Annotated in this window: 19 protein-coding genes and 1 pseudogene; 10 read left to right on the plus strand and 10 right to left on the minus strand. The window is 64.4% G+C overall.

The features are described from left to right. Positions 1-101: 101 nt before the first annotated feature. Both E6C48_RS07070 and E6C48_RS07075 read right to left on the minus strand, forming a co-directional pair. A complete protein-coding gene (locus tag E6C48_RS07070; RefSeq protein WP_136355924.1) occupies positions 102-719 on the minus strand; it encodes a PilZ domain-containing protein in 618 nt (205 codons plus the stop codon). A 166-nt stretch (positions 720-885) separates the two neighbouring features. Beyond that, positions 886-1,524, minus strand: a complete 639-nt coding sequence (locus tag E6C48_RS07075; protein ID WP_136355500.1) for a PAS domain-containing protein — start codon at positions 1,522-1,524, stop codon at positions 886-888. A gap of 403 nt (positions 1,525-1,927) precedes the next feature. On the opposite strand from E6C48_RS07075, the gene E6C48_RS07080 reads away from it, so the two are divergent. Beyond that, positions 1,928-2,650, plus strand: a complete 723-nt coding sequence (locus E6C48_RS07080; RefSeq protein WP_230978685.1) for a rhomboid family intramembrane serine protease — start codon at positions 1,928-1,930, stop codon at positions 2,648-2,650. A gap of 119 nt (positions 2,651-2,769) precedes the next feature. Continuing rightward, positions 2,770-3,201 (plus strand): CBS domain-containing protein, encoded by a 432-nt coding sequence (locus E6C48_RS07085; RefSeq protein ID WP_136355504.1) that lies wholly within the window; start codon positions 2,770-2,772, stop codon positions 3,199-3,201. A 39-nt stretch (positions 3,202-3,240) separates the two neighbouring features. On the opposite strand, the gene E6C48_RS07090 is transcribed toward E6C48_RS07085, so the two are convergent. Next, entirely contained in the window at positions 3,241-3,498 is a 258-nt protein-coding gene (locus E6C48_RS07090) for a YjhX family toxin (protein ID WP_136355507.1), read from the minus strand. Between the two features lie 282 nt (positions 3,499-3,780). Here E6C48_RS07090 and gatB point away from each other — a divergent pair, with 282 nt between their 5' ends. The 6 genes and pseudogenes from gatB to E6C48_RS07120 all read left to right on the plus strand — a co-directional run bounded on the left by gatB (position 3,781) and on the right by E6C48_RS07120 (position 8,222). Next, on the plus strand, positions 3,781-5,280 hold the full coding sequence (gatB, locus tag E6C48_RS07095) for an Asp-tRNA(Asn)/Glu-tRNA(Gln) amidotransferase subunit GatB (RefSeq protein WP_136355509.1): 1,500 nt from the start codon (positions 3,781-3,783) through the stop codon (positions 5,278-5,280). Next, positions 5,280-5,774, plus strand: coding sequence for a GNAT family N-acetyltransferase (locus tag E6C48_RS07100; protein WP_136355511.1), 495 nt, complete (start codon positions 5,280-5,282; stop codon positions 5,772-5,774). The genes gatB and E6C48_RS07100 overlap by 1 nt, the downstream gene beginning before the upstream one ends. Positions 5,775-5,900: 126 nt before the next feature. Beyond that, positions 5,901-6,482 (plus strand): fused DSP-PTPase phosphatase/NAD kinase-like protein, encoded by a 582-nt coding sequence (locus tag E6C48_RS07105; RefSeq protein ID WP_136355513.1) that lies wholly within the window; start codon positions 5,901-5,903, stop codon positions 6,480-6,482. Between the two features lie 65 nt (positions 6,483-6,547). Next, the gene (locus E6C48_RS07110; RefSeq protein WP_136355515.1) at positions 6,548-6,946 is read left to right on the plus strand and encodes an NADH:ubiquinone oxidoreductase subunit NDUFA12; all 399 of its coding nucleotides are present in this window, start codon (positions 6,548-6,550) and stop codon (positions 6,944-6,946) included. Between the two features lie 395 nt (positions 6,947-7,341). Next, positions 7,342-7,779 (plus strand): annotated as a pseudogene (locus E6C48_RS07115) (DUF2155 domain-containing protein); the annotation flags it as partial. A 65-nt stretch (positions 7,780-7,844) separates the two neighbouring features. Continuing rightward, complete coding sequence (locus tag E6C48_RS07120; protein WP_136355518.1) at positions 7,845-8,222, plus strand: hypothetical protein; 378 nt, start codon at positions 7,845-7,847, stop codon at positions 8,220-8,222. 15 nt (positions 8,223-8,237) lie between these two features. Here the strand turns inward: E6C48_RS07120 and aat are convergent, their stop codons facing one another. From aat to E6C48_RS07150, 6 genes are all read right to left on the minus strand, one after another. Beyond that, positions 8,238-8,855, minus strand: a complete 618-nt coding sequence (gene aat / locus E6C48_RS07125; RefSeq protein ID WP_136355520.1) for a leucyl/phenylalanyl-tRNA--protein transferase — start codon at positions 8,853-8,855, stop codon at positions 8,238-8,240. Between the two features lie 170 nt (positions 8,856-9,025). Next, positions 9,026-10,369, minus strand: coding sequence for an acetyl-CoA carboxylase biotin carboxylase subunit (gene accC, locus E6C48_RS07130; RefSeq protein ID WP_136355522.1), 1,344 nt, complete (start codon positions 10,367-10,369; stop codon positions 9,026-9,028). Between the two features lie 16 nt (positions 10,370-10,385). Beyond that, entirely contained in the window at positions 10,386-10,856 is a 471-nt protein-coding gene (gene accB / locus E6C48_RS07135; RefSeq protein WP_136355524.1) for an acetyl-CoA carboxylase biotin carboxyl carrier protein, read from the minus strand. A gap of 25 nt (positions 10,857-10,881) precedes the next feature. Continuing rightward, positions 10,882-11,316: a type II 3-dehydroquinate dehydratase gene (gene aroQ, locus E6C48_RS07140; protein WP_136355537.1), complete on the minus strand. Its 435-nt coding sequence runs from the start codon at positions 11,314-11,316 to the stop codon at positions 10,882-10,884. 160 nt (positions 11,317-11,476) lie between these two features. Next, entirely contained in the window at positions 11,477-12,295 is an 819-nt protein-coding gene (locus tag E6C48_RS07145; protein ID WP_407940965.1) for a DsbA family protein, read from the minus strand. A 50-nt stretch (positions 12,296-12,345) separates the two neighbouring features. Beyond that, positions 12,346-13,743, minus strand: coding sequence for a M48 family metalloprotease (locus tag E6C48_RS07150; protein WP_136355541.1), 1,398 nt, complete (start codon positions 13,741-13,743; stop codon positions 12,346-12,348). A gap of 154 nt (positions 13,744-13,897) precedes the next feature. Here E6C48_RS07150 and E6C48_RS07155 point away from each other — a divergent pair, with 154 nt between their 5' ends. Further along, a complete protein-coding gene (locus tag E6C48_RS07155) occupies positions 13,898-15,046 on the plus strand; it encodes a pyridoxal phosphate-dependent aminotransferase (RefSeq protein ID WP_136355543.1) in 1,149 nt (382 codons plus the stop codon). Between the two features lie 132 nt (positions 15,047-15,178). Beyond that, the gene (locus E6C48_RS07160; RefSeq protein WP_136355545.1) at positions 15,179-15,412 is read left to right on the plus strand and encodes a DUF378 domain-containing protein; all 234 of its coding nucleotides are present in this window, start codon (positions 15,179-15,181) and stop codon (positions 15,410-15,412) included. Between the two features lie 132 nt (positions 15,413-15,544). Here the strand turns inward: E6C48_RS07160 and E6C48_RS07165 are convergent, their stop codons facing one another. Continuing rightward, positions 15,545-18,379 carry an Rne/Rng family ribonuclease gene (locus E6C48_RS07165; protein ID WP_136355548.1) on the minus strand — a complete coding sequence of 945 codons (2,835 nt, stop codon included), beginning with the start codon at positions 18,377-18,379 and terminating at the stop codon, positions 15,545-15,547. Positions 18,380-18,584: the final 205 nt, after the last annotated feature.

Below are 18,584 nucleotides of genomic sequence, written 5' to 3' on the forward strand. Positions count from 1 at the left end.
TCATTAAGGTGCGAAATGCCCGTCGGATCGCGGGTGGCAACGATAGGGCAAAACTAAAAGGCCGGCGCGAGGCCGGCCTTGATTATCGTTGGTGATGTTGTTCAGGACCGTTGACGGTTGAATTCCGAATCCAGCGTTTCGGGCAGCTGGACGACGGCAAATTCGATGGCGATCCCATCCTCGAAATGGCGGACGACCTGGCCGCGCATGGTGCCGAGCACCACCTGTACGCCGATCGCCGGTTTGACATCGATCTCGATGGCCGCGCCCGACAGCGACAGGTCGATGATGCGGCACTGGTACTGGCGCCCGTCGGTCAATTGCAGCACGCTCACCGGGTTGCGCGGCGCCGCGCGCTCGTGGCGGCGATCTTCCGGCAGGTCGAGCTCGTGCTTGTTGGCGAGCCAGGTGAGCTGGGCGGCGAGCTTGTCCTTCTTGCGCTCGGAGGCGATGATGGTCATCGCGAAGCCGTCCTGCTGGGTGCGGGTGACCACGCCTTCAACGCGGCCGATATGGTCCAGATAGGCGATGACCTTCTCGCCGGGTTCGCCGATACGATCGGTACGCAGCGCCACGTTGCCGGGTGACATGTCGATCACCTGGCAGGGATGTTCGGTGCGGTCTTCCAGCATGAAGCGCCCGTAGATCTTCACGCGGACGCGCTGGAAATTGCGCCTTTCAACCGTGGACGGCGCGTATTCGACCGCCGCTGACCTCATCACTGCCTACACCCCATTGGCATTCTCTCCGGCCGATCACCGGGAATTTCACCAGTAAACTAGGGTGGAAGAGGTTAACAAAGCAGTAAATGCGGCGCCAAAACCCGCTGAATCGTTAAGATCGGATACGTGAAGACAATGATTGCCGGCCTGCCTTGCGGCGGCTCTATTCCTCGCGGCCGCCGTCCAGGACAACAAGGTGGCGGATGCGGCGTGCCCTGCCGAATTCCGAGATGGTTTGCGGCGCTTCCAGTTCCGATGGCGCCAGCGCCGGCACGGAAATTGCCGGGCGATTCTTGAGGAAGAGCGGCTCCCGTTCGGGGTCGATGACGCGGATGGAATCGATCAGCACGTCGATGATCGGATCGGCGCCCAGCCAGAACGGCTTTTCGGCCGTGCTGATGATGCCGAGGCAACGCGGATGTTCGGCGCCGCCGTCGAGCGGCAGCGCCAGAAGCTCGAAGCGGGTGGATCGGCCGGCCCGGCTGAACCCTTCATAGGTCGCCAGAACCACCGATTTCTGCTGGAAGACCCCGTGAATGAGGCGCGCCATCAGCCGCTGGTCCTTCTCGCGCCACAACGAAGGGAAGGAAAAGCCTTTCAATTCGCGCCCGTAGATGGCGCACAGCCGCGTGCCGGCGAGGCGGAACACGGCTTCGCCGCGCGTGTCCTTTTCCAGGATGAACGTATCGGCGAGCAGCGTCTTGATATCGGCGGGCTCGACCTCGGTCCGCTTGGGGGCTGGGCGCCCGTCGCGCAGGCGGTTCCAGTATTGAAACAGGGTGATCGATCCGCTGAGGTTCATGAACTGGTCCGTTCCCTGACGTCTGCCGTTGGTTGTCCCATCGTTGAACAGAAGGGTGGCTCCGGGACACCTTCATGCGTCGCGGAGCACAGTCCGTGCCAGCTTCGTTAAGGTTTGTTCACGGGGATCGGGGCCGTTAAGGTTAACGAATGGTTTCCGTTGCACGCCTGCGGGCGCCGTGAGAGGCTTCGAACCACTCCGGGTCGCCATATGCGACCGTCCAGTCGGAAGTTTTCAGGGGAGCAAGGGGGCTCGACCGGCCGTTCAAGGGAAACCTTGGACGGCTTCTTTTTTGGTGATTCGCCTCGTTCCGGCATTTTCGCCGTTTGTGATTCGGCCAAGGCTCCTCTACATCGGCCCAATGTCGCGATCGCATGACGAACAGACGCATGGACAACCGGCCATGGAGCCGAACGGACCGGGGACCGAAGGGCAGGCGGGGCGACCGAGCCACGAACCGGTGTTCAACCTGCCGCCGGTGGTGCTTGCCATCATCGGCCTGTGCGCCGCCATCTTCCTCTTGCAGGCCTATGTGCTTACCCCGGACCAGAACCTGGACCTGATCCGCTACGGTGCCTTCATCCCGGTGATCTATACAGGCAAGTACGGTTTCGATATCTGGGCGTTCACCAGCCCGTTCACCTACACGCTGCTGCACGGCAGTTTCCTGCACGTCGCCGTCAACATGGTCTGGCTGGCGGCGTTCGGCTCGCCGCTGGCGAATCGCTTCGGCGCGCGGCGCTTCGCTGTTTTCTTCATGGTCACCGGCCTTGCCTCCGCCTTTTTCTTCTGCGCCATCCATCCCTTCACCCAGGCGCCGCTGGTCGGCGCCTCCGGCTCGATTTCGGGCATGATGGGGGCGGCCGCGCGCTTTGCCTTCCAGATCGACCGCTCGTCGGGCAAGGCCGCCTTCGCCGGAGCGCCGCTGCCGTTTCGTCTGGTGCTGCGTTCGCGCGCGGTGGTGACGTTCCTGGCGGTGTGGATGGTCATCAACCTCATCACCGGTCTCGTCGGCTTCGTGCCGGGCAACGAAGACCAGATCGCGTGGGAGGCGCATATCGGCGGTTTTCTCGCCGGTTTCTTCGGTCTGCGCTTCTTCGACCGGCCGGAAAAACCGATGTCCTGACACGCCTCGATGCCGCTTTGGATGCACTTGCAATGCAACCAATCGCGGCGCACCATGTTCACCGGAATGTGATGGCCGGTGACGGCTGGCGCCGGCCCCATCGACCAGAGGAGGACGCCATGACTGTTAAGGCAATTCTTGCGGCGAAGGGCCACGATGTGGTTACCCTCGGGCCGAACGAGAAACTTTCCGAAGCGATCCGTATCCTCGCTGAATATAGGATCGGCGCGCTGGTGGTGACCAATGGCGACCGCAAGATCGTCGGCATTCTTTCCGAGCGCGATGTCGTGCGCATGCTCGCCAGGGAAGGGGCTGCCGCCCTCGACACGCCGGTGCGCTCGGCGATGACGCCGAAGGTCAAGATCTGCAACGAGAACCATACGGTCAACGAGTTGATGGAGATCATGACCACCGGCCGCTTCCGTCATCTGCCGGTCGAGAAGGACGGCCTGCTCGACGGCATCGTCTCCATCGGCGACGTGGTCAAGCGCCGCATCGAGGACGTCGAGCGCGAAGCGGAGGAAATCCGCGCCTATATCGCCACCGCGTGAGATATCCGGTCGGCCTCTGCGAGCCGACCGGAAACCGGTTCAACGGTTGTCGAGCTCGGCGCGGACCAGTTCCAACCCGCGCCGTGTGATGCGGTAGGGGCCGCCGCCGGATGAGGCGACGGCCTTCTTCCGTTTCAGTTTCCTGAAAAGGCCGAGGTCGAAACCCGGATAGCGCCAGCCGTCGCGGGTGAGACAGACGACCGTCTCGATCTTCCTGTTCTCGTTCTTCTCGATTTCGATACGCCCGCCCTGTGCGAGCAGGTGCAGGATGCGCTGTTCGGTGCGCGAAATGTCCATGGAGTGTCTTCCGGGAAAACCAATGCGAAAAACCGCTGTCGCGATCGTTCGCGGCACGGTGGCTGAAGGTTTTCTGCCCTGCCTCGCTACGAGGTCAGGGCCTCACCGGGACTGAGAATAAGTGGACATCCACTCTCCATTGGATGTCGTTCATATAGAGGGGAGCGCGCGAAAAGGCCAGACGCCGTGTGCCGGCCGGCTTTGCGCTTGTCTCTCCGGTCGCTTTGCACTAGCGAAGGGCCGAGCAAAATTGCGAAAATCGCGACTTCCGGATAGCTGCCCATGACCATCGTCGACACCCGCACGCCCGATCCCAAGCGACTGATCCCCGGTGCCACCGGCGACTGGGAGGTCATCATCGGCATGGAAGTTCACGCGCAGGTCACCTCCGAGGCAAAGCTGTTTTCCGGCGCTTCGACCAACTTCGGCGCGGCGCCCAACGCTAACGTGTCGCTGGTGGATGCGGCGATGCCCGGCATGCTGCCGGTCATCAACGAGGAATGCGTCAGGCAGGCCATTCGCACCGGCCTGGGCCTGAAGGCGAAGATCAACCATAAGTCGGTCTTCGATCGCAAGAACTACTTCTATCCCGACCTGCCGCAGGGCTACCAGATTTCGCAGTTCAAGCAGCCGATCGTCGGCGAGGGCACCGTCGTCGTCTCCGTCGGCCCCGACAGCAAGGGCCAGTACGAGGACATCCAAGTCGGCATCGAGCGCCTGCATCTCGAACAGGATGCCGGCAAGTCGATGCACGACCAGCATCCGACCATGTCCTATGTCGACCTGAACCGCTCCGGCGTGGCGCTGATGGAGATCGTCTCCAAGCCGGACATCCGCTCGTCCGACGAGGCCAAGGCCTACATCACCAAGCTGCGCACCATCGTGCGCTATCTCGGCACCTGCGACGGCAACATGGACGAAGGCTCCTTGCGCGCCGACGTCAACGTCTCGGTGCGTCGGCCCGGTGAGGGCTTCGGCACCCGTTGCGAGATCAAGAACATGAACTCCGTCCGCTTCATCGGCCAGGCCATCGAATACGAAGCGCGCCGCCAGATCGCTATCCTGGAGGACGGCGGCAAGATCGACCAGGAGACGAGGCTGTTCGATGCCGTGAAGGGCGAGACGCGCTCCATGCGCTCCAAGGAAGAGGCGCACGATTATCGCTATTTTCCCGATCCCGACCTTCTGCCGCTGGAGTTCGACCAGGCCTATGTCGACGCGCTGGCTGAGCATCTACCGGAACTGCCGGACGATAAGCGGGGTCGCCTGATCGACAGGCTCGGCCTGTCCGCCTACGACGCCTCGGTGCTGGTGTCGGAAAAGGCCATCGCCGACTATTTCGAGCAGGTGGCGGAGGGCCGCGACGGAAAGCTTGCGGCCAACTGGGTCATCAACGACCTACTGGGTGCCTTGAACAAATCCGGCAAGGCCATTGAAGAAACTCCGGTTTCGCCTGCCCAACTCGGTGCCGTCATCGATCTCATCAAGGAAGGCACCATCTCCGGCAAGATCGCCAAGGATCTGTTCGAGATCGTCTGGACCGAGGGCGGCGACCCGAAGGAGATTGTCGAGAAACGCGGCATGAAGCAGGTCACCGACACCGGCGCCATCGAAAAGGCCGTCGACGAGGTCATTGCCGCCAATCCCGACAAGGCCGAGCAGGCGCGCGCGAAGCCGACGATGGCCGGCTGGTTCGTCGGCCAGGTGATGAAGGCCACCGGCGGCAAGGCCAACCCGCAGGCCGTCAACGACCTGGTCAAGGCCAGGCTGGGCATCGAGTGATGTTCGTCCGCACCGCCGGCGAGCGCGATCTCGAAGCGATCCGCGCTTTGCTGGTGGAGACGTGGCATGCCACCTATGACACCATCTACGGTGCGGCGAAGGTGACGGAGATCACCGGCGAATGGCATTCGCTGGCCCGGCTGAAAACCCGCCTCGTCGAGCCGAACTCCGAATTCCTCGTCGCCGACGACGGCGAGGCGCTTGCCGGCGTTGCCTTCGCCAGGGCGGAAAGCAAATCGGTCAAGCTGCACCAGCTTTACGTGCGACCCGCAATGCAGGGCAGGGGCGTCGGCGGCATGCTGCTGGACGAGATCGGGGGCTGCTTCCCTGAGGCGGATAAAATCACGCTGGAAGTCGAGCCGGCCAACGAGAGGGCCGTCGCCTTTTATGTGGCGCAAGGCTTCGTCAAGACCGGCACCGTCAACGACTGTGGCCGTCAGGGGTTCGGCATCGCCGCGAACGTCTACGAGCGGCCGATCCGTTGGGCGGAATGAGAAGGCTGCGTTCGTCCACTGCGGAGTAAGCCAGCCTGCCGTTCATCGTGCGCGCATAGTTCCGCCGCATTTTTGACGGAAAGGCTGGCTGAGAGGGCGCGCCGACAGGGCCCTCGGCGGGCTACCATGACTATTCGTTCCCATATTCGCAACACGACGATTATCGCCGGCACGGCGGTGGCCGTTTTCCTGGCCATTCTGGCTTTCCAGCAGGTGCTGCGCCTCAGCGGCAATTTCCATACCGTCGTTGCCGGCCAGTTCTACCGTTCCTCGCAACTCTCCACGGCGGCGCTCGAAGGCTACGTGCATCGCTATGGGTTGAAGACCATCGTCAACCTGCGCGGCGCCGAGCCGAACAGGAAGTGGTATCAGGACGAAAAGCATCTCGCCGACTCGCTCGGCCTGACGATGATCGATTTCGGCATGTCGGCGACCAAGCCGATCACGAGGGACCGGGCAGCGGCGCTGGTTGCTGTTCTGAAGGCGGCGCAAAAGCCGATCCTCGTCCATTGCCTCGACGGCGCCGACCGCACCGGCCTTGTCTCCGTCATTTACGCCAGCCAGGTAGCCGGTGAGGACGAGGAGACGTCAGAGAGGCAACTGACGCCGCTTTACGGGCATTTCGGCATACCGCTGGTGTCGCCGACCTTCGCCATGGATTCGAGCTGGGAAGACCTCGAGACGTTTTTCGGCATTGCCGGGTCCTAGCTCTTGCCTTCGCCGCCGCCGGACGCCATAAGCGGGCAACGGGCGGTCGCACCGCGAGGATGACGATGAAGACGCTGATCCTGCAGTTTTTCACCTGGTGGAACAGCCAGACCTGGGGCACGCGCTTCCACACCTGGCGCTTCGGCAAGAAGGTCGGTGAGGACGAGTTCGGCAACGTCTATTACGAAGGCGGACTCAATTCCGACGGCCAGACCCGCCGCTGGGTGATCTACAACGGCTATGCCGAGGCTTCCGCCATTCCGCCGGGCTGGCACGGCTGGATTCATCACCGCACCGACACGCCGCCCTCGGCCGAGACCTACAAGCCGCGCGACTGGCAAAAGCCGCACCTCCCGAACCTGACGGGAACGGCGGGCGCCTACCGGCCGAAGGGCTCCATCCTCGGTGCCGGCCGCCGGCCGCAGGTGAGCGGCGACTACGACGCCTGGACGCCGGGCTCCTGAGCCTGTTCCGGTTCGGGTTCTCGCCACATTTGCCGTTTAGCTGGTTCGCTTCATCGCAACGCTCTACCTTTGGGCGTCGAGAATCACCGCATGCCCAAAGACGGGTCGTCCGCATGATGCCTTCCAGCCGCCTTTCGACCGTCGCCCTGGCCGCGATGCTGGCGGCTGCCTGCCCGCTCGCGGCCCATGCGCAGCAGATGCCCTGGGACCCGCCGCTCGAGAACGAGGCGCCGGCAGAGGTGCCTTTCCAGATCCAGCCGGACCCCACACAGGACCAGCCGATGGGCGAGCCGGTTCCGGACCAGCCCGCGCAGGAACCGACTCCGGATCAACCCGCCGAAGGACAGCAGCCCGCGCCGGATCAGCCGACACAGGACCAGCCCGCCGACGGTCAGCCGGCCCAGGACCAGCCGGCACCGGCGCCGAAGGTCGAGCGCGTGAAGAACCCGATCGCCGAATTCACCGGCATCGACAAGATCACCGGCCGCATCATCACCTTCGACGTCTATATCGACGAGACCGTGCAGTTCGGCGCCTTGCAGGTGACGCCGCGCGTCTGCTATTCGCGCCCCGGCGCCGAGGAGCCGAAGACGGATTCCTTCGTCGAGGTCGACGAGATCACGCTGGACCGCAAGATCCGCCGCATCTTCACCGGCTGGATGTTCGCAGAAAGCCCCGGCCTGAACGCCGTCGAGCATCCCGTCTATGACGTGTGGCTGAAGGCCTGCAAGCAGAAGTCCGACGTGCCGCCGCCCGAAAGCGTCAAGGCGCCCGCCACCACGACCGATACGGTCCCCGATTCGGCGTCGGCCACGGCCAAGCCCGCCAACTGACCGGAACCGCAACCCGCGCCGCGCGTTTGGTGCGGCGGCAGGGCGCCAGCGGGACGGAGCAGGTTATGACAGCCAGCGAGAAGGAACTTCTCGAAATCGAGAAGGGGTTCTGGGCCCTTGGCGAAGCGTATTTCAAGGCCCACGCCGACAAGGAATGCCTGGTGGCTTTTCCGGACATGGCGATGGCCATGAGCAATGCCGACCTCGCGGCGACTGCGAAGAATCCCAACCGTTGGCGCGATCTCTCGATCGATCTCAAGGGTATGGTCGAACCCGGCAGCGATGTCGTCATGCTGAGCTACGAGGCGCATGCGACGCGTGAGGGCGGCGAGCCCTATGCGGCGCTCGTCAGCAGCGGCTACGTCCATCGCGCCGACGGCTGGAAACTGATGTTCCATTGCCAGACGCCACTGACCGTGGACCACGGCAAGAAGAAACGGTGAACCGTCCGCCATCTCTTAGGGGTTGAAGGTCGCGCTGCCCTTCAGCGCCTCGGCCAGCATCGTCTCGTATTTGGCCCGCGGCACGTCGACGGCGCCGAAGCGCTTCAGGTGTTCTGTGGTGAACTGCGTGTCGAGCAGCACGAAATTCCGAGCCTTCAGCCGTTCGACCAGATGGACGAGGCAGACCTTGGAGGCATCGGTCTCGCGCGAGAACATGCTTTCGCCGAAGAAGACGCGGCCGAGCGACACGCCGTAGAGCCCGCCGATCAGCCGGTCGTCACGCCACGCTTCGACCGAATGGGCATGGTCCATGCGGTGCAGTTCGACATAGGCCTGCCGGATCGGTGCGTTGATCCACGTCGAGGTGCGTTCCTCGCGCTTTTCCGCGCAGGCGTCGATGGTCGCCTCGAAATCGGAATCGAAGCGGATATCGAAACGGCCTCTGCGCAAAGTCTTGGCGAGGCTCTTCGGCACATGGAAACCGTCGAGCGGAATGATGCCGCGCGTTTCCGGCCGCACCCAGAACACCTCCGGGTCCGACGCGCTTTCCGCCATCGGAAAGACGCCCGAGGCATAGGCCTTGAGCAGCAGGTCGGTCGGAATGTGGAAACCGGGCGCGTAGGGACGGGTCATGAAGGTTCGTTGATAGTCAGGCCACATCGGCCTGCAAATGTCGGCTTGCTGTGCTTCCGGTGCTCACGTACCCAAATGTACGCTCCGCTCCGGTTCTCGCAACCCGGCATTTTGGTCGCTACGCGCCCATCTTCGCTTCCGGCTCGCTCTGACCTGAATCTGAACGAACCTTATCCTTCCTTGGCCAGATACTTCTCCAGCCAGTGGATGTCGTAGTCGCCGTTGGCGATGTCGGGGTTGCCGACAAGGTCGCGGAACAGCGGCAGCGTCGTCTTGATGCCGTCGACGACGAACTCGTCCAGCGCGCGTCTCAGCCGCATCATGCACTCGACCCTGTTGCGGCCGTGTACGATCAGCTTGCCGATCAGCGAGTCGTAGTAGGGCGGGATGCGGTAGCCCGAATAGACACCCGAATCGACGCGGATGCCGAGGCCGCCCGGCGTGTGGAAATGCGTGATCGTGCCGGGCGAGGGCGTGAAGGTGCGCGCATCCTCGGCGTTGATGCGGCACTCGATGGCGTGGCCGTTGAACTTGATATCCTCCTGGCGCACCGAAAGGCCGGCGCCGGAGGCGACGCGGATCTGCTCGTGCACGAGGTCGATGCCGGTGATCGCTTCCGTCACCGGATGCTCGACCTGCAGGCGGGTGTTCATCTCGATGAAGTAGAACTCGCCGTCCTCGTAGAGGAACTCGATGGTGCCGGCGCCGGAATAGCCGAGATCGGCCACCGCCTTGGCGCAGATGCCGCCGATCCTGGCGCGCTGGTCGGCGTTGAGGGCAGGGGAATTCGCCTCTTCCCAGACCTTCTGGTGGCGGCGCTGCAGCGAGCAGTCGCGCTCGCCGAAATGGACGCCCTTGCCGAAGCCGTCGCCGAACACCTGCAATTCGATGTGGCGCGGCTTTTCCAGGTACTTCTCGATATAGACGGCGTCGTCGCCGAAGGCCGCACCCGCCTCCTTGCTCGCCGTCTGCAACGCCTCGATGAGGTCGTCCTCGGTGCGCGCCACCTTCATGCCGCGCCCGCCGCCGCCGGCGGAAGCCTTGATGATGACGGGATAGCCGATCTCGGCGGCGATGCGCTTGGCGTCCTTCTCGTCGGAGACGGCGCCGTCGGAGCCGGGAACCACCGGGATGCCGAGGCGCTTGGCGGTGCGCTTGGCCTCGATCTTGTCGCCCATGATGCGGATGTGGTCGCCGGTCGGACCGATGAAGGTGATGTTGTGAGCCGCCAGTATGTCGGCGAACTTGGCATTCTCCGACAGGAAGCCGTAGCCCGGATGCACGGCGTCCGCGCCGGTGATCTCGCAGGCGGCGACGATCTGGTGGATGTTGAGATAGCTGTCGCGCGATGGCGGCGGCCCGATGCACACGCTCTCGTCGGCGAGCCTGACATGCATGGCGTCGGCGTCGGCGGTCGAATGCACCACGACCGTCTGGATGCCGAGTTCCTTGCAGGCGCGCAGGACCCGGAGTGCGATTTCGCCGCGATTGGCAATGAGGATCTTCTGGAACATCGGCCCTTTCCCGGCCTTATTCGATCACGACGAGCGGCATGCCGAATTCGACCGGCTGGGCGTCCTCGATGAGGATGGCCGTCACCGTGCCGGCGCGCGGCGCCGGTATCTGGTTCATCGTCTTCATCGCCTCGATGATGAGCAGTGTCTGGCCTTCCTTGACCTTCTGGCCGATCTCGACGAACGGCTTGGCGTCCGGCGAGGGGGCGAGATAGGCGGTGCCGACCATCGGCGAGGGCACGGCGTTCTTGGACGGATCGGCAGCCGGGGCGGCGATGGGCGCTCCGGCAGTCGGCGCAGCGGCGGCCGGAACCGGGGCGGCGTAGGTCGGCGGCGCGGCGAAGGCCTGCACGGACGGCGCCTGGCGCGAGACGCGCACCTTGAGGTCGCCCAGTTCCACCTCGATTTCGCTGAGGTTGGTGTCGTTCAGAATGCCCGCGAGATCGCGGATCAGCTGCTGGTCAACACCGGTCATTTTCGTCGACATGATCGATCCTTCTTCTTGTCCGCGCTCAGAGCCGGGCCGCGAGCGCTTGCAGCGCCAGCCTGTAGCCGAGTGGCCCGAAGCCGCAAATCATGCCGAGCGCATGCGGAGCGACCATCGAGGCGTGGCGGAACGGCTCCCGCGCGTGGATATTCGACAGATGCACTTCCACCACCGGCACCGGTGCGGCGGAACGGATGGCGTCGTGAATGGCGATTGAGGTATGCGTATAGGCGCCCGCATTGAGAACGATGCCGGCCGCCGCGCCGCCCGCCTCCTGCACCCAGGAGACGAGATCGCCTTCATGGTTGGACTGGCGGAAATCGATTGCCAGCCCGAGTTCCTCACCGGCCTTGCGGCAGTCGGCGGCGATGTCGTCCAGCGTCTGCGTGCCATAGATGGACGGCTCGCGCTTGCCGAGCATGTTGAGGTTGGGACCGTTGAGGACGAAAATCGTTTTCAAAAATACATACCTTTCCCGGCGCCGCCGCGGGCGGGCGCCGGACCCTCTATAATGGGCATAGTCCACCGCGAAAAGAGCGCAAGTGCCTTCTTTGGCTGTCCACAGCGGCGCCAGTCGCAAGCCGGCGCGAGGGAACGCCGGATTGCGGACTGAGAATCGGTCAGAGCGAGGCCTTGGCGGCTTCGATCTTCTCGGCCAGCACCTTCTGGCCGAGTGCGCCGAAGATCACCTCGTCGCCGACGACGTAGGAGGGCGTGCCGGTGATCGCCAGCTTGTTGGCGAGGTCGTAGGTCTTTTCCAGCGCCGCCGGGATATCGGGGTCCTGCATGTGTTCGCGCAGCTTGCCTTCGTCGGCTCCCAGCGACAGCGCGATCTTGATCGCCTTGGCTTCCGTCGCACGCCCTTCGCCGCCGAGCAGGGCGGTGTGGAACTCGCCGTACTTCTCCGGCATCAGCTTGTGGAAGGCCATCGAGACCACGCTGGCCTTATGCGAATCCGGGCTGAGGATGGGGAATTCCTTCAAGACGAAGCGCAGGTCCGGGTCGGCCTTGGTCAGCGCCTGCATATCTTCCATGGCGCGTTTGCAGAAGCCGCAATTGTAGTCGTAGAACTCGACGATGGTGACCTTGCCGTTGGGGTTGCCGACGACGCCGTCGAAGGCCGAATTGAAGATATCGCCCTTCTGGTTCTTGATGACGTCCAGATGGGCGAGGCGTTGCTCTTCCTTCTGCTTGGTTTCCAGCGCCTCCTGCACTTCGAGCAGGATTTCCGGATTCTTCAGAAGATAGTCGCGCACGATCGCTTCCACCTCGGCGCGATCGAGCGTGCCGCCGGCCGGGACCGTCGTGGTCGAGGCGACCTTGATCACGTCTGGCGCGGCCTGCATGGCAGGCTTGTTGCCTGCCGCATAGCCGGCGCCGAGCATGGCGAGCGCGGCGATGGCTCCGGTCGCACTCAGAAGAACTGCCTTGTTCATGATCCCTGTCCTTTTGGTCGTCCGGGCGGCGACGGCGCCTGCCGGAGAAATGTTCAGTTGCTCTTGGCCGGTCCGAAATTGATGATGTCCTGCGCGCGTAGCCAGGCAGGCTCGCCGCGCTTCAGGCTCTTTTGTGCGCGCATGGCGAATATCTTCGCGTCGCGGAAAGCGCCGGAATAGAAATAGCCCTCGGCCGTCGCCAGTTCCGCCTTGGCGACGTCGCCCTGTTCGCCATAGGCTTGCGCAAGATAGCGGTAGGCCGCGCCGTTTTCGCGGTCGCGCGCAAGCCCGCTTTCGATCTGCGCGACCGCCTTCTTCAGCGAATCCGGCGTGCCCTGTGCCAGCAGCGCCTGGCCGTAGGACACCGGCAGGATGCCCGATTTGGCCGGATCGAGGCGAACCGCCTTGGCATAGGCCGTGGCGGCGTCCTTCGGCCGGTTCGCCTTCATCAGGATGTCGCCCCGCAATTCGTGGAAATAGGGGTTCTTCGGCTGCGCCTTGATGAGCGCGTCGGCCTGGCTCAGCGACGAGGCGAGGTTCCCATAGAGATAGGCCACCTGCGCTTCGCCGTACTTTGCGGCCAGCGGGTCGAGCTTCCTGCGGATCAGCCGCGACACCGCCGCCTGGCCGTCCAGATAGGCGGCGATCTTGACGCGCATCATGTCGTGGCGCTGTTGCAGGGCCGGCGGGTCGGTCTTGTCGCGATAGGGGCTCTTCTTGACCAGTTCTTCGAGGTTGGAGATACGGTCCTGCGGCATCGGGTGGCTGATGCGGTAGGGGTCGATCTGCGCGCCCGACAGCGACAGCGCGCTCTGGAACCGTTGGAAGGTCTTGAGCATGCCCATGCCGGACTGGCCGGTGGCGTTGAGGTAGGTGATGGCCGAGCGGTCGGCGGTGATTTCCTCGCCGCGCTGGTAGCTGAGCAGCGAGCGCTGAGCCATTTCGCCACCGCCGGCGGCCAGCCCCATGCCGGCACCGGCAAGGCCCTTGCTGTTGGTGGCGGCACCCGCGGCGATCGCGCCGACGCCCAGCAGGCTGGCCACGATCGCCATCGTCTTGGCGCGATCGAGCTGCTCGCGCAACTTATCTTGGTGCCCGCCGGCGAGGTGGCCGGCTTCGTGCGCGATGACGCCGATGATCTCGTTCGGCGTTTCGGATTGCATCAACGCGCCGGTGTTGATGAACAGGCGCCGGCCGGCGACGAAGGCGTTGAAGGACTTGTCGTTGACCAGCACGATCTGGATATTGGAGCTGGACAGGCCGGCGGCCTTGAAGATCGGCCGGGCGTAGTCGCGCACCAGCGCCTCGATCTCGGCGTCGCGCACCACCGGCACGCTTTGCGCGAAGGCGCTGACGGTGCCGGCAAAGGCCATCACGGCACCCAGCGACAAAGTCGCTGCTACGCGCGCGGCTTTGGCGAAAGTCGAGGCGGGTCGTGACAGGCTCAGCATTGCGCGTCCACTGGTAGACGAGGCGGCGCGCGATGAAAAGCCGCCGCCCGAAACATCATGAACTTGTGAAGGCCACGCCAATCGGGCATTTGTGCGGCGCGCCGGGCCGAAACGATGGCATTGCCCGATGCGCAACAAATGGGAAAGGGATGAGATGGCTGTTTCGCTGTCACGCCGGGGCGAGGTCGAGCCGTTCCATGCGATGGACGTGCTGGCGGAGGCGAATCGGCTTTCGGCGGGCGGCGCCGACGTCATTTCCATGGCCGTCGGCCAGCCGTCCGACCCGGCGCCGGCTGCCGTGCGCGCTGCTGCCGCGGAAGCGCTGAAGCGCGGTCGCATCGGCTACACCGACACGCTGGGCCTGCCGGGGCTGCGCGCCGCCATCGCCGCGCATTACAGCGAGCACTACGGCATCGAGGTGCCGGCCGCCCGCATCGCCGTCACCACCGGCTCGTCGGCCGCCTTCAACCTCGCCTTTCTGGCCATGTTCGACGCTGGCGACCGTGTCGCCATCGCGGCCCCCGGCTACCCGGCCTACCGCAACATTATGACCGCACTCGGCATCGAGGTGGTCGAGATCGAACTGGAAGGGGAGGCGTGGCTACATGCCGGCCATCTGGAGGCCGCGCACCGAGAAAGGCCGCTTGCCGGCGTGCTGTTCGCCAGTCCCGCCAACCCGACCGGCGCCGTCGTTCCGCCCGACGAATTGAAGACGCTGGTGGAGACGGCGCAGAGGCTCGGCATCGCCGTCATTTCCGACGAGATCTACCACCGTCTCGCCTATGGCGCGCCGGATACCACCGCGCTCGCCTACAGCAAGGACGTGACGGTCATCAATTCCTTCTCGAAATACTACTGCATGACCGGCTGGCGCATCGGCTGGATGGTGCTGCCGGAAACCCTGGTGCGGCCCGTCGAGCGGATTTCCCAGAGCCTCTACATTTCGGCGCCCGAACTGTCGCAGGTCGCGGCCGTCGAAGCCTTCGGCGCGACGGCGGAACTGGAGGCAGTGAAGGCCCGCTATGCGGCAAACCGTGAGCTGTTGGCCCGGCGCCTGCCGGAACTGGGTTTTGCGCTGGCCGCGCCCATGGACGGCGCCTTCTATGCTTTCTGCGACGTCACGCGCCTGACCAACGACAGCATGGGATTCGCCCGCCGTATGCTGGCCGAGGCGCATGTCGCCGCCACGCCCGGCCGCGACTTCGATCCGCAGCGCGGCCATCGCACCATGCGCTTTTCCTATGCCGGCCGGACCGACGAGATGGCCGAGGCGATGAACCGCATCGAACGCTGGCTCGGCTGAGACGCCGCCGGTCCGTCCGGCTTGCGTCTCGTCGCGGACCGTTAACGTCTTTCACAATTGCGCGACTGTCGTGGCAATGCGCTGAAAAGGACTTACTTTTCAATGCAGGTAAACGAATTCGCGGAGGCGAACATGCGCGCGATCAACCAGATTACTCTCATCCTGACCATCATCGGCGGCCTGAACTGGCTGTCGGTCGGCCTTGCCGGCTACGATGTCCTCGGTGCCCTGTCAGGCGGCGCCGGCGACGCGGCTGCCCGCATCGCTTATGTCATCATCGGACTGTCGGCGATATGGCAGCTGATGCCCATGGTCCAGAGCTTCACCGAAGGCGAGGTCTCGGCGGAACGTCACGCCCACCACTGACCCGGACTGCGCGAGGCGGCGACATAAGTTGCCGCCGCTTCGTCCTGACGGATCCAAAGAAAAATCCCGCGCCGATGGTCATGCGGCGCGGGATTCTTTTTGTCAGCCGATCAAGGCAACAGGCTGAAAAGCTTAGAAGAAGCTTTTGCGCTGCCACCAGCCGGCGCGCTTCGGCTTGTCTTCTGCCGGTTTGTCTTCGACGGCCGCAGCATCTTCGCTGGCAGGCGTTGACGAGACCACGACCGGCACGGCCGCAACTTCGGCTGCTGCCGGCTTGCGACGCGATGACCGGACCTTGGGCTTGTCTTCGGCGGGCTTATCCTGGACCGGGGGAGTTGCCTCTACGGCTGTCGCCAACGGTTCGCTGGCCGCTTCGGTTTCTGCCGGGGCGGCGTCCGATTTCTTGGCGCGGGTGCTGCGGCGCGGCTTCTTCGGCTTGGCTTCCTCCGTCACCTCGGCAACTGGCGCTGCTTCCTCGACCGCTGCCGGCTGTGCGACCTCGGCGCTGACGGTCTCGGCGACTTCGGGGGCCTCCGTCGTCTTGGCTGCGGTTTCGTCCGTGGAAGCGACCGCTTCGTCGGAGTCCTCGCGGCGGTTGCGTTTGCCACCGCGCTTGCCGCGCCGGCGCTTCTTGCCTTCGGCCTCCTCGGCAGCGGATGCCTCGGCGGCGACGGTGGCCTCGCCCGCTTCGCTGTCGGCGCTGGTCTCTGTCGACTCGGCTTCGCCGTCATGCGCTGCCGCGACAGCCTCGTCCTGCTGGGCAGCGCCTTGCTCGCGGTCGCGCCCGCCGCGCCGACGCCGGCGACGCTTGCGCTTGCGCTGGCCGTCGCCGCTCTCGCCGTCATGACCATGCTGAGTGTCGGCCTGCTGGCGCGGCTGTTCGTCTTCCGCCTCGTCCTCGGCCTCGATGACGATATCGTCTTCCGGCTCTTCCTCGACGAGAGCCGGCTGCGGCACCTTGTTCTCCACAAAGCCTTCCGGCTTTTCGGCCAGTGCGCCGCGCACGATCAGGTAGTGCTGCACGCCGACCGTATCGTCCGCCTCGATGGTGATCGTCAGGCCGAAGCGCTGCTCGAGGTCAACCAGCGTCGAGCGCTTGTGGTTGAGCACGTAGAGCGCGGTGGCCACAGGCGTCTTGACGGTGATGTGGCTGCGCGAATCCTTGAGCAGGAATTCCTCGATGGCGCGGACCACCAGCAGCGCCGTGGAGGAATCGGAACGCACATGACCGGTGCCGCCGCAATGCGGGCAGGGCTTCATGGTCGATTCCAGCACCGAGGCGCGGATGCGCTGGCGGCTCATCTCCATCAGGCCGAAATGCGAGATGCGGCCGACCTGGATGCGGGCACGGTCGTTCTTCAGGCAATCCTTGAGCTTCTTTTCGACCGCACGGTTGTTGCGGTTCTCCTCCATGTCGATGAAGTCGATGACGATCAGGCCCGCAAGGTCGCGCAGGCGAAGCTGGCGCGCCGCTTCCTCGGCCGCTTCCAGGTTGGTCTGGAGTGCGGTGTCCTCGATGTTGTGCTCCTTGGTGGAGCGGCCCGAATTGACGTCGATGGCGACGAGCGCTTCGGTCTGGTTGATGATGAGGTAGCCGCCGGACTTCAGCGTCACCTGCGGCTGCACCATCTTGTCGAGCTGCGCCTCGATGCCGGCGCGCGCGAAGATCGGCGTGGTGTCGCGATAAGGCTGGACCATCTTGGCATGGCTGGGCATCAGCATGCGCATGAAGTCCTTGGCCTCGCGATAGCCTTCCTCGCCGGAGACCAGGATTTCGTCGATGTCCTTGTTGTAGAGGTCGCGCACCGAACGCTTGATCAGCGAACCTTCCTCGTAGACGAGGGCAGGGGCCGTCGATTCCAGCGTCAGGCTGCGGACGTTCTCCCACAGCCGCATCAGGTATTCGTAGTCGCGCTTGATCTCGGCCTTGGTGCGGCTCTCGCCGGCGGTGCGGAGGATGACGCCCATGCCCTGCGGCACCTCCAGGTCGGCGACCACTTCCTTCAGCCGCTTGCGGTCCTGCACGTTGGTGATCTTGCGCGAGATGCCGCCGCCGCGCGCGGTGTTCGGCATCAGCACCGAATAGCGGCCGGCCAGCGACAGATAGGTGGTAAGCGCCGCGCCCTTGTTGCCGCGCTCTTCCTTGACCACCTGCACCAGCAGGATCTGGCGGCGCTTGATGACTTCCTGGATCTTGTATTGCCGGCGCACCGGCTTGCGGCGGTTGCGCACTTCCTCCAGCGCGTCCTCGGCGCCGACCGACTCGACCTCATGATCGTCACCGTGGGCGTCGTGGTGCACTTCCTCGACCGTGCCGCGATCTTCCGTGCTTTCCGGCGCTTCCTCGGTCGCGACCTCTTCCGAGATCACATGCGCATCGGCGGCCGCCGCGATGGTGGTATTGGTTTCCTCGTCGAGGACCGCCGTTTCCGAAACCTCGACGGTTTCCTCGCCGGCATCGCTTGTCTCTGCCGCGTTATCGACCTCGACCGCGCCGTCTTCGCCCGAGGTGTCATGATCGCCGGCGCCGTTTTCGGCGGGCGCGCTGTCGTCGCCCTCGGCGGCATGACGGGCCTCGCCATTGTGGCGGTTGCGGCCGCGCCGGCGTCCGCGCCGGCCGCGATTGCGGTCGTGCCGCTCCTCGCTCTCGCCGTTCTCGTCGTTGTCCTCGTCTTCGGCTTCCTGCGCTTCGGCGCGCAGCAGCGCCTGACGGTCGGCGACCGGGATCTGGTAATAGTCGGGATGGATTTCACTGAAGGCGAGGAAGCCGTGCCGGTTCCCGCCATATTCGACGAACGCAGCTTGCAGGGAAGGTTCCACCCGCGTCACGCGGGCGAGGTAGATGTTTCCTTTGAGCTGTTTCTTGTCCTGGGATTCGAAATCGAATTCTTCGATGCGGTTACCGCGAACGACAACGACGCGTGTTTCCTCCGGGTGGGAGGCATCTATCAGCATTTTGTTGGGCATTATCGTGTTTCCTGCCGGCCACACGCAGCCGCGACGCGGAGGGAAAGACCCGCCGCCGTGCGGTTTGTACGGTGTCTGTGCCGGATGATTGAACGTCCGCCCTGCGAGGCTGGAGCGCAATGCCGGTGCCGCCCGCCGCCACTACAGCGCGGTTGATTGCGGACCTTTGCATGGTTGCGCCTGAAGCCATCGTGACCAAGCGGAC

Origin of the sequence: Ollibium composti (genome assembly GCF_004801285.1) — a bacterium.
GTDB classification, from domain to species: Bacteria; Pseudomonadota; Alphaproteobacteria; order Rhizobiales; family Rhizobiaceae; genus Mesorhizobium; species Mesorhizobium composti.

What these genes read in the sequence shown, in the direction of transcription:
- E6C48_RS07070 (WP_136355924.1), bottom strand. Translation starts at nt 719, where the DNA reads ATGAGGTCAGCGGCGGTCGAATACGCGCCGTCCACGGTTGAAAGGCGC.
- E6C48_RS07075 (WP_136355500.1), bottom strand. Translation starts at nt 1,524, where the DNA reads ATGAACCTCAGCGGATCGATCACCCTGTTTCAATACTGGAACCGCCTG.
- E6C48_RS07080 (WP_230978685.1), top strand. Translation starts at nt 1,928, where the DNA reads ATGGAGCCGAACGGACCGGGGACCGAAGGGCAGGCGGGGCGACCGAGC.
- E6C48_RS07085 (WP_136355504.1), top strand. Translation starts at nt 2,770, where the DNA reads ATGACTGTTAAGGCAATTCTTGCGGCGAAGGGCCACGATGTGGTTACC.
- E6C48_RS07090 (WP_136355507.1), bottom strand. Translation starts at nt 3,498, where the DNA reads ATGGACATTTCGCGCACCGAACAGCGCATCCTGCACCTGCTCGCACAG.
- gatB (WP_136355509.1), top strand. Translation starts at nt 3,781, where the DNA reads ATGACCATCGTCGACACCCGCACGCCCGATCCCAAGCGACTGATCCCC.
- E6C48_RS07100 (WP_136355511.1), top strand. Translation starts at nt 5,280, where the DNA reads ATGTTCGTCCGCACCGCCGGCGAGCGCGATCTCGAAGCGATCCGCGCT.
- E6C48_RS07105 (WP_136355513.1), top strand. Translation starts at nt 5,901, where the DNA reads ATGACTATTCGTTCCCATATTCGCAACACGACGATTATCGCCGGCACG.
- E6C48_RS07110 (WP_136355515.1), top strand. Translation starts at nt 6,548, where the DNA reads ATGAAGACGCTGATCCTGCAGTTTTTCACCTGGTGGAACAGCCAGACC.
- E6C48_RS07120 (WP_136355518.1), top strand. Translation starts at nt 7,845, where the DNA reads ATGACAGCCAGCGAGAAGGAACTTCTCGAAATCGAGAAGGGGTTCTGG.
- aat (WP_136355520.1), bottom strand. Translation starts at nt 8,855, where the DNA reads ATGACCCGTCCCTACGCGCCCGGTTTCCACATTCCGACCGACCTGCTG.
- accC (WP_136355522.1), bottom strand. Translation starts at nt 10,369, where the DNA reads ATGTTCCAGAAGATCCTCATTGCCAATCGCGGCGAAATCGCACTCCGG.
- accB (WP_136355524.1), bottom strand. Translation starts at nt 10,856, where the DNA reads ATGTCGACGAAAATGACCGGTGTTGACCAGCAGCTGATCCGCGATCTC.
- E6C48_RS07150 (WP_136355541.1), bottom strand. Translation starts at nt 13,743, where the DNA reads ATGCTGAGCCTGTCACGACCCGCCTCGACTTTCGCCAAAGCCGCGCGC.
- E6C48_RS07155 (WP_136355543.1), top strand. Translation starts at nt 13,898, where the DNA reads ATGGCTGTTTCGCTGTCACGCCGGGGCGAGGTCGAGCCGTTCCATGCG.
- E6C48_RS07160 (WP_136355545.1), top strand. Translation starts at nt 15,179, where the DNA reads ATGCGCGCGATCAACCAGATTACTCTCATCCTGACCATCATCGGCGGC.
- E6C48_RS07165 (WP_136355548.1), bottom strand. Translation starts at nt 18,379, where the DNA reads ATGCCCAACAAAATGCTGATAGATGCCTCCCACCCGGAGGAAACACGC.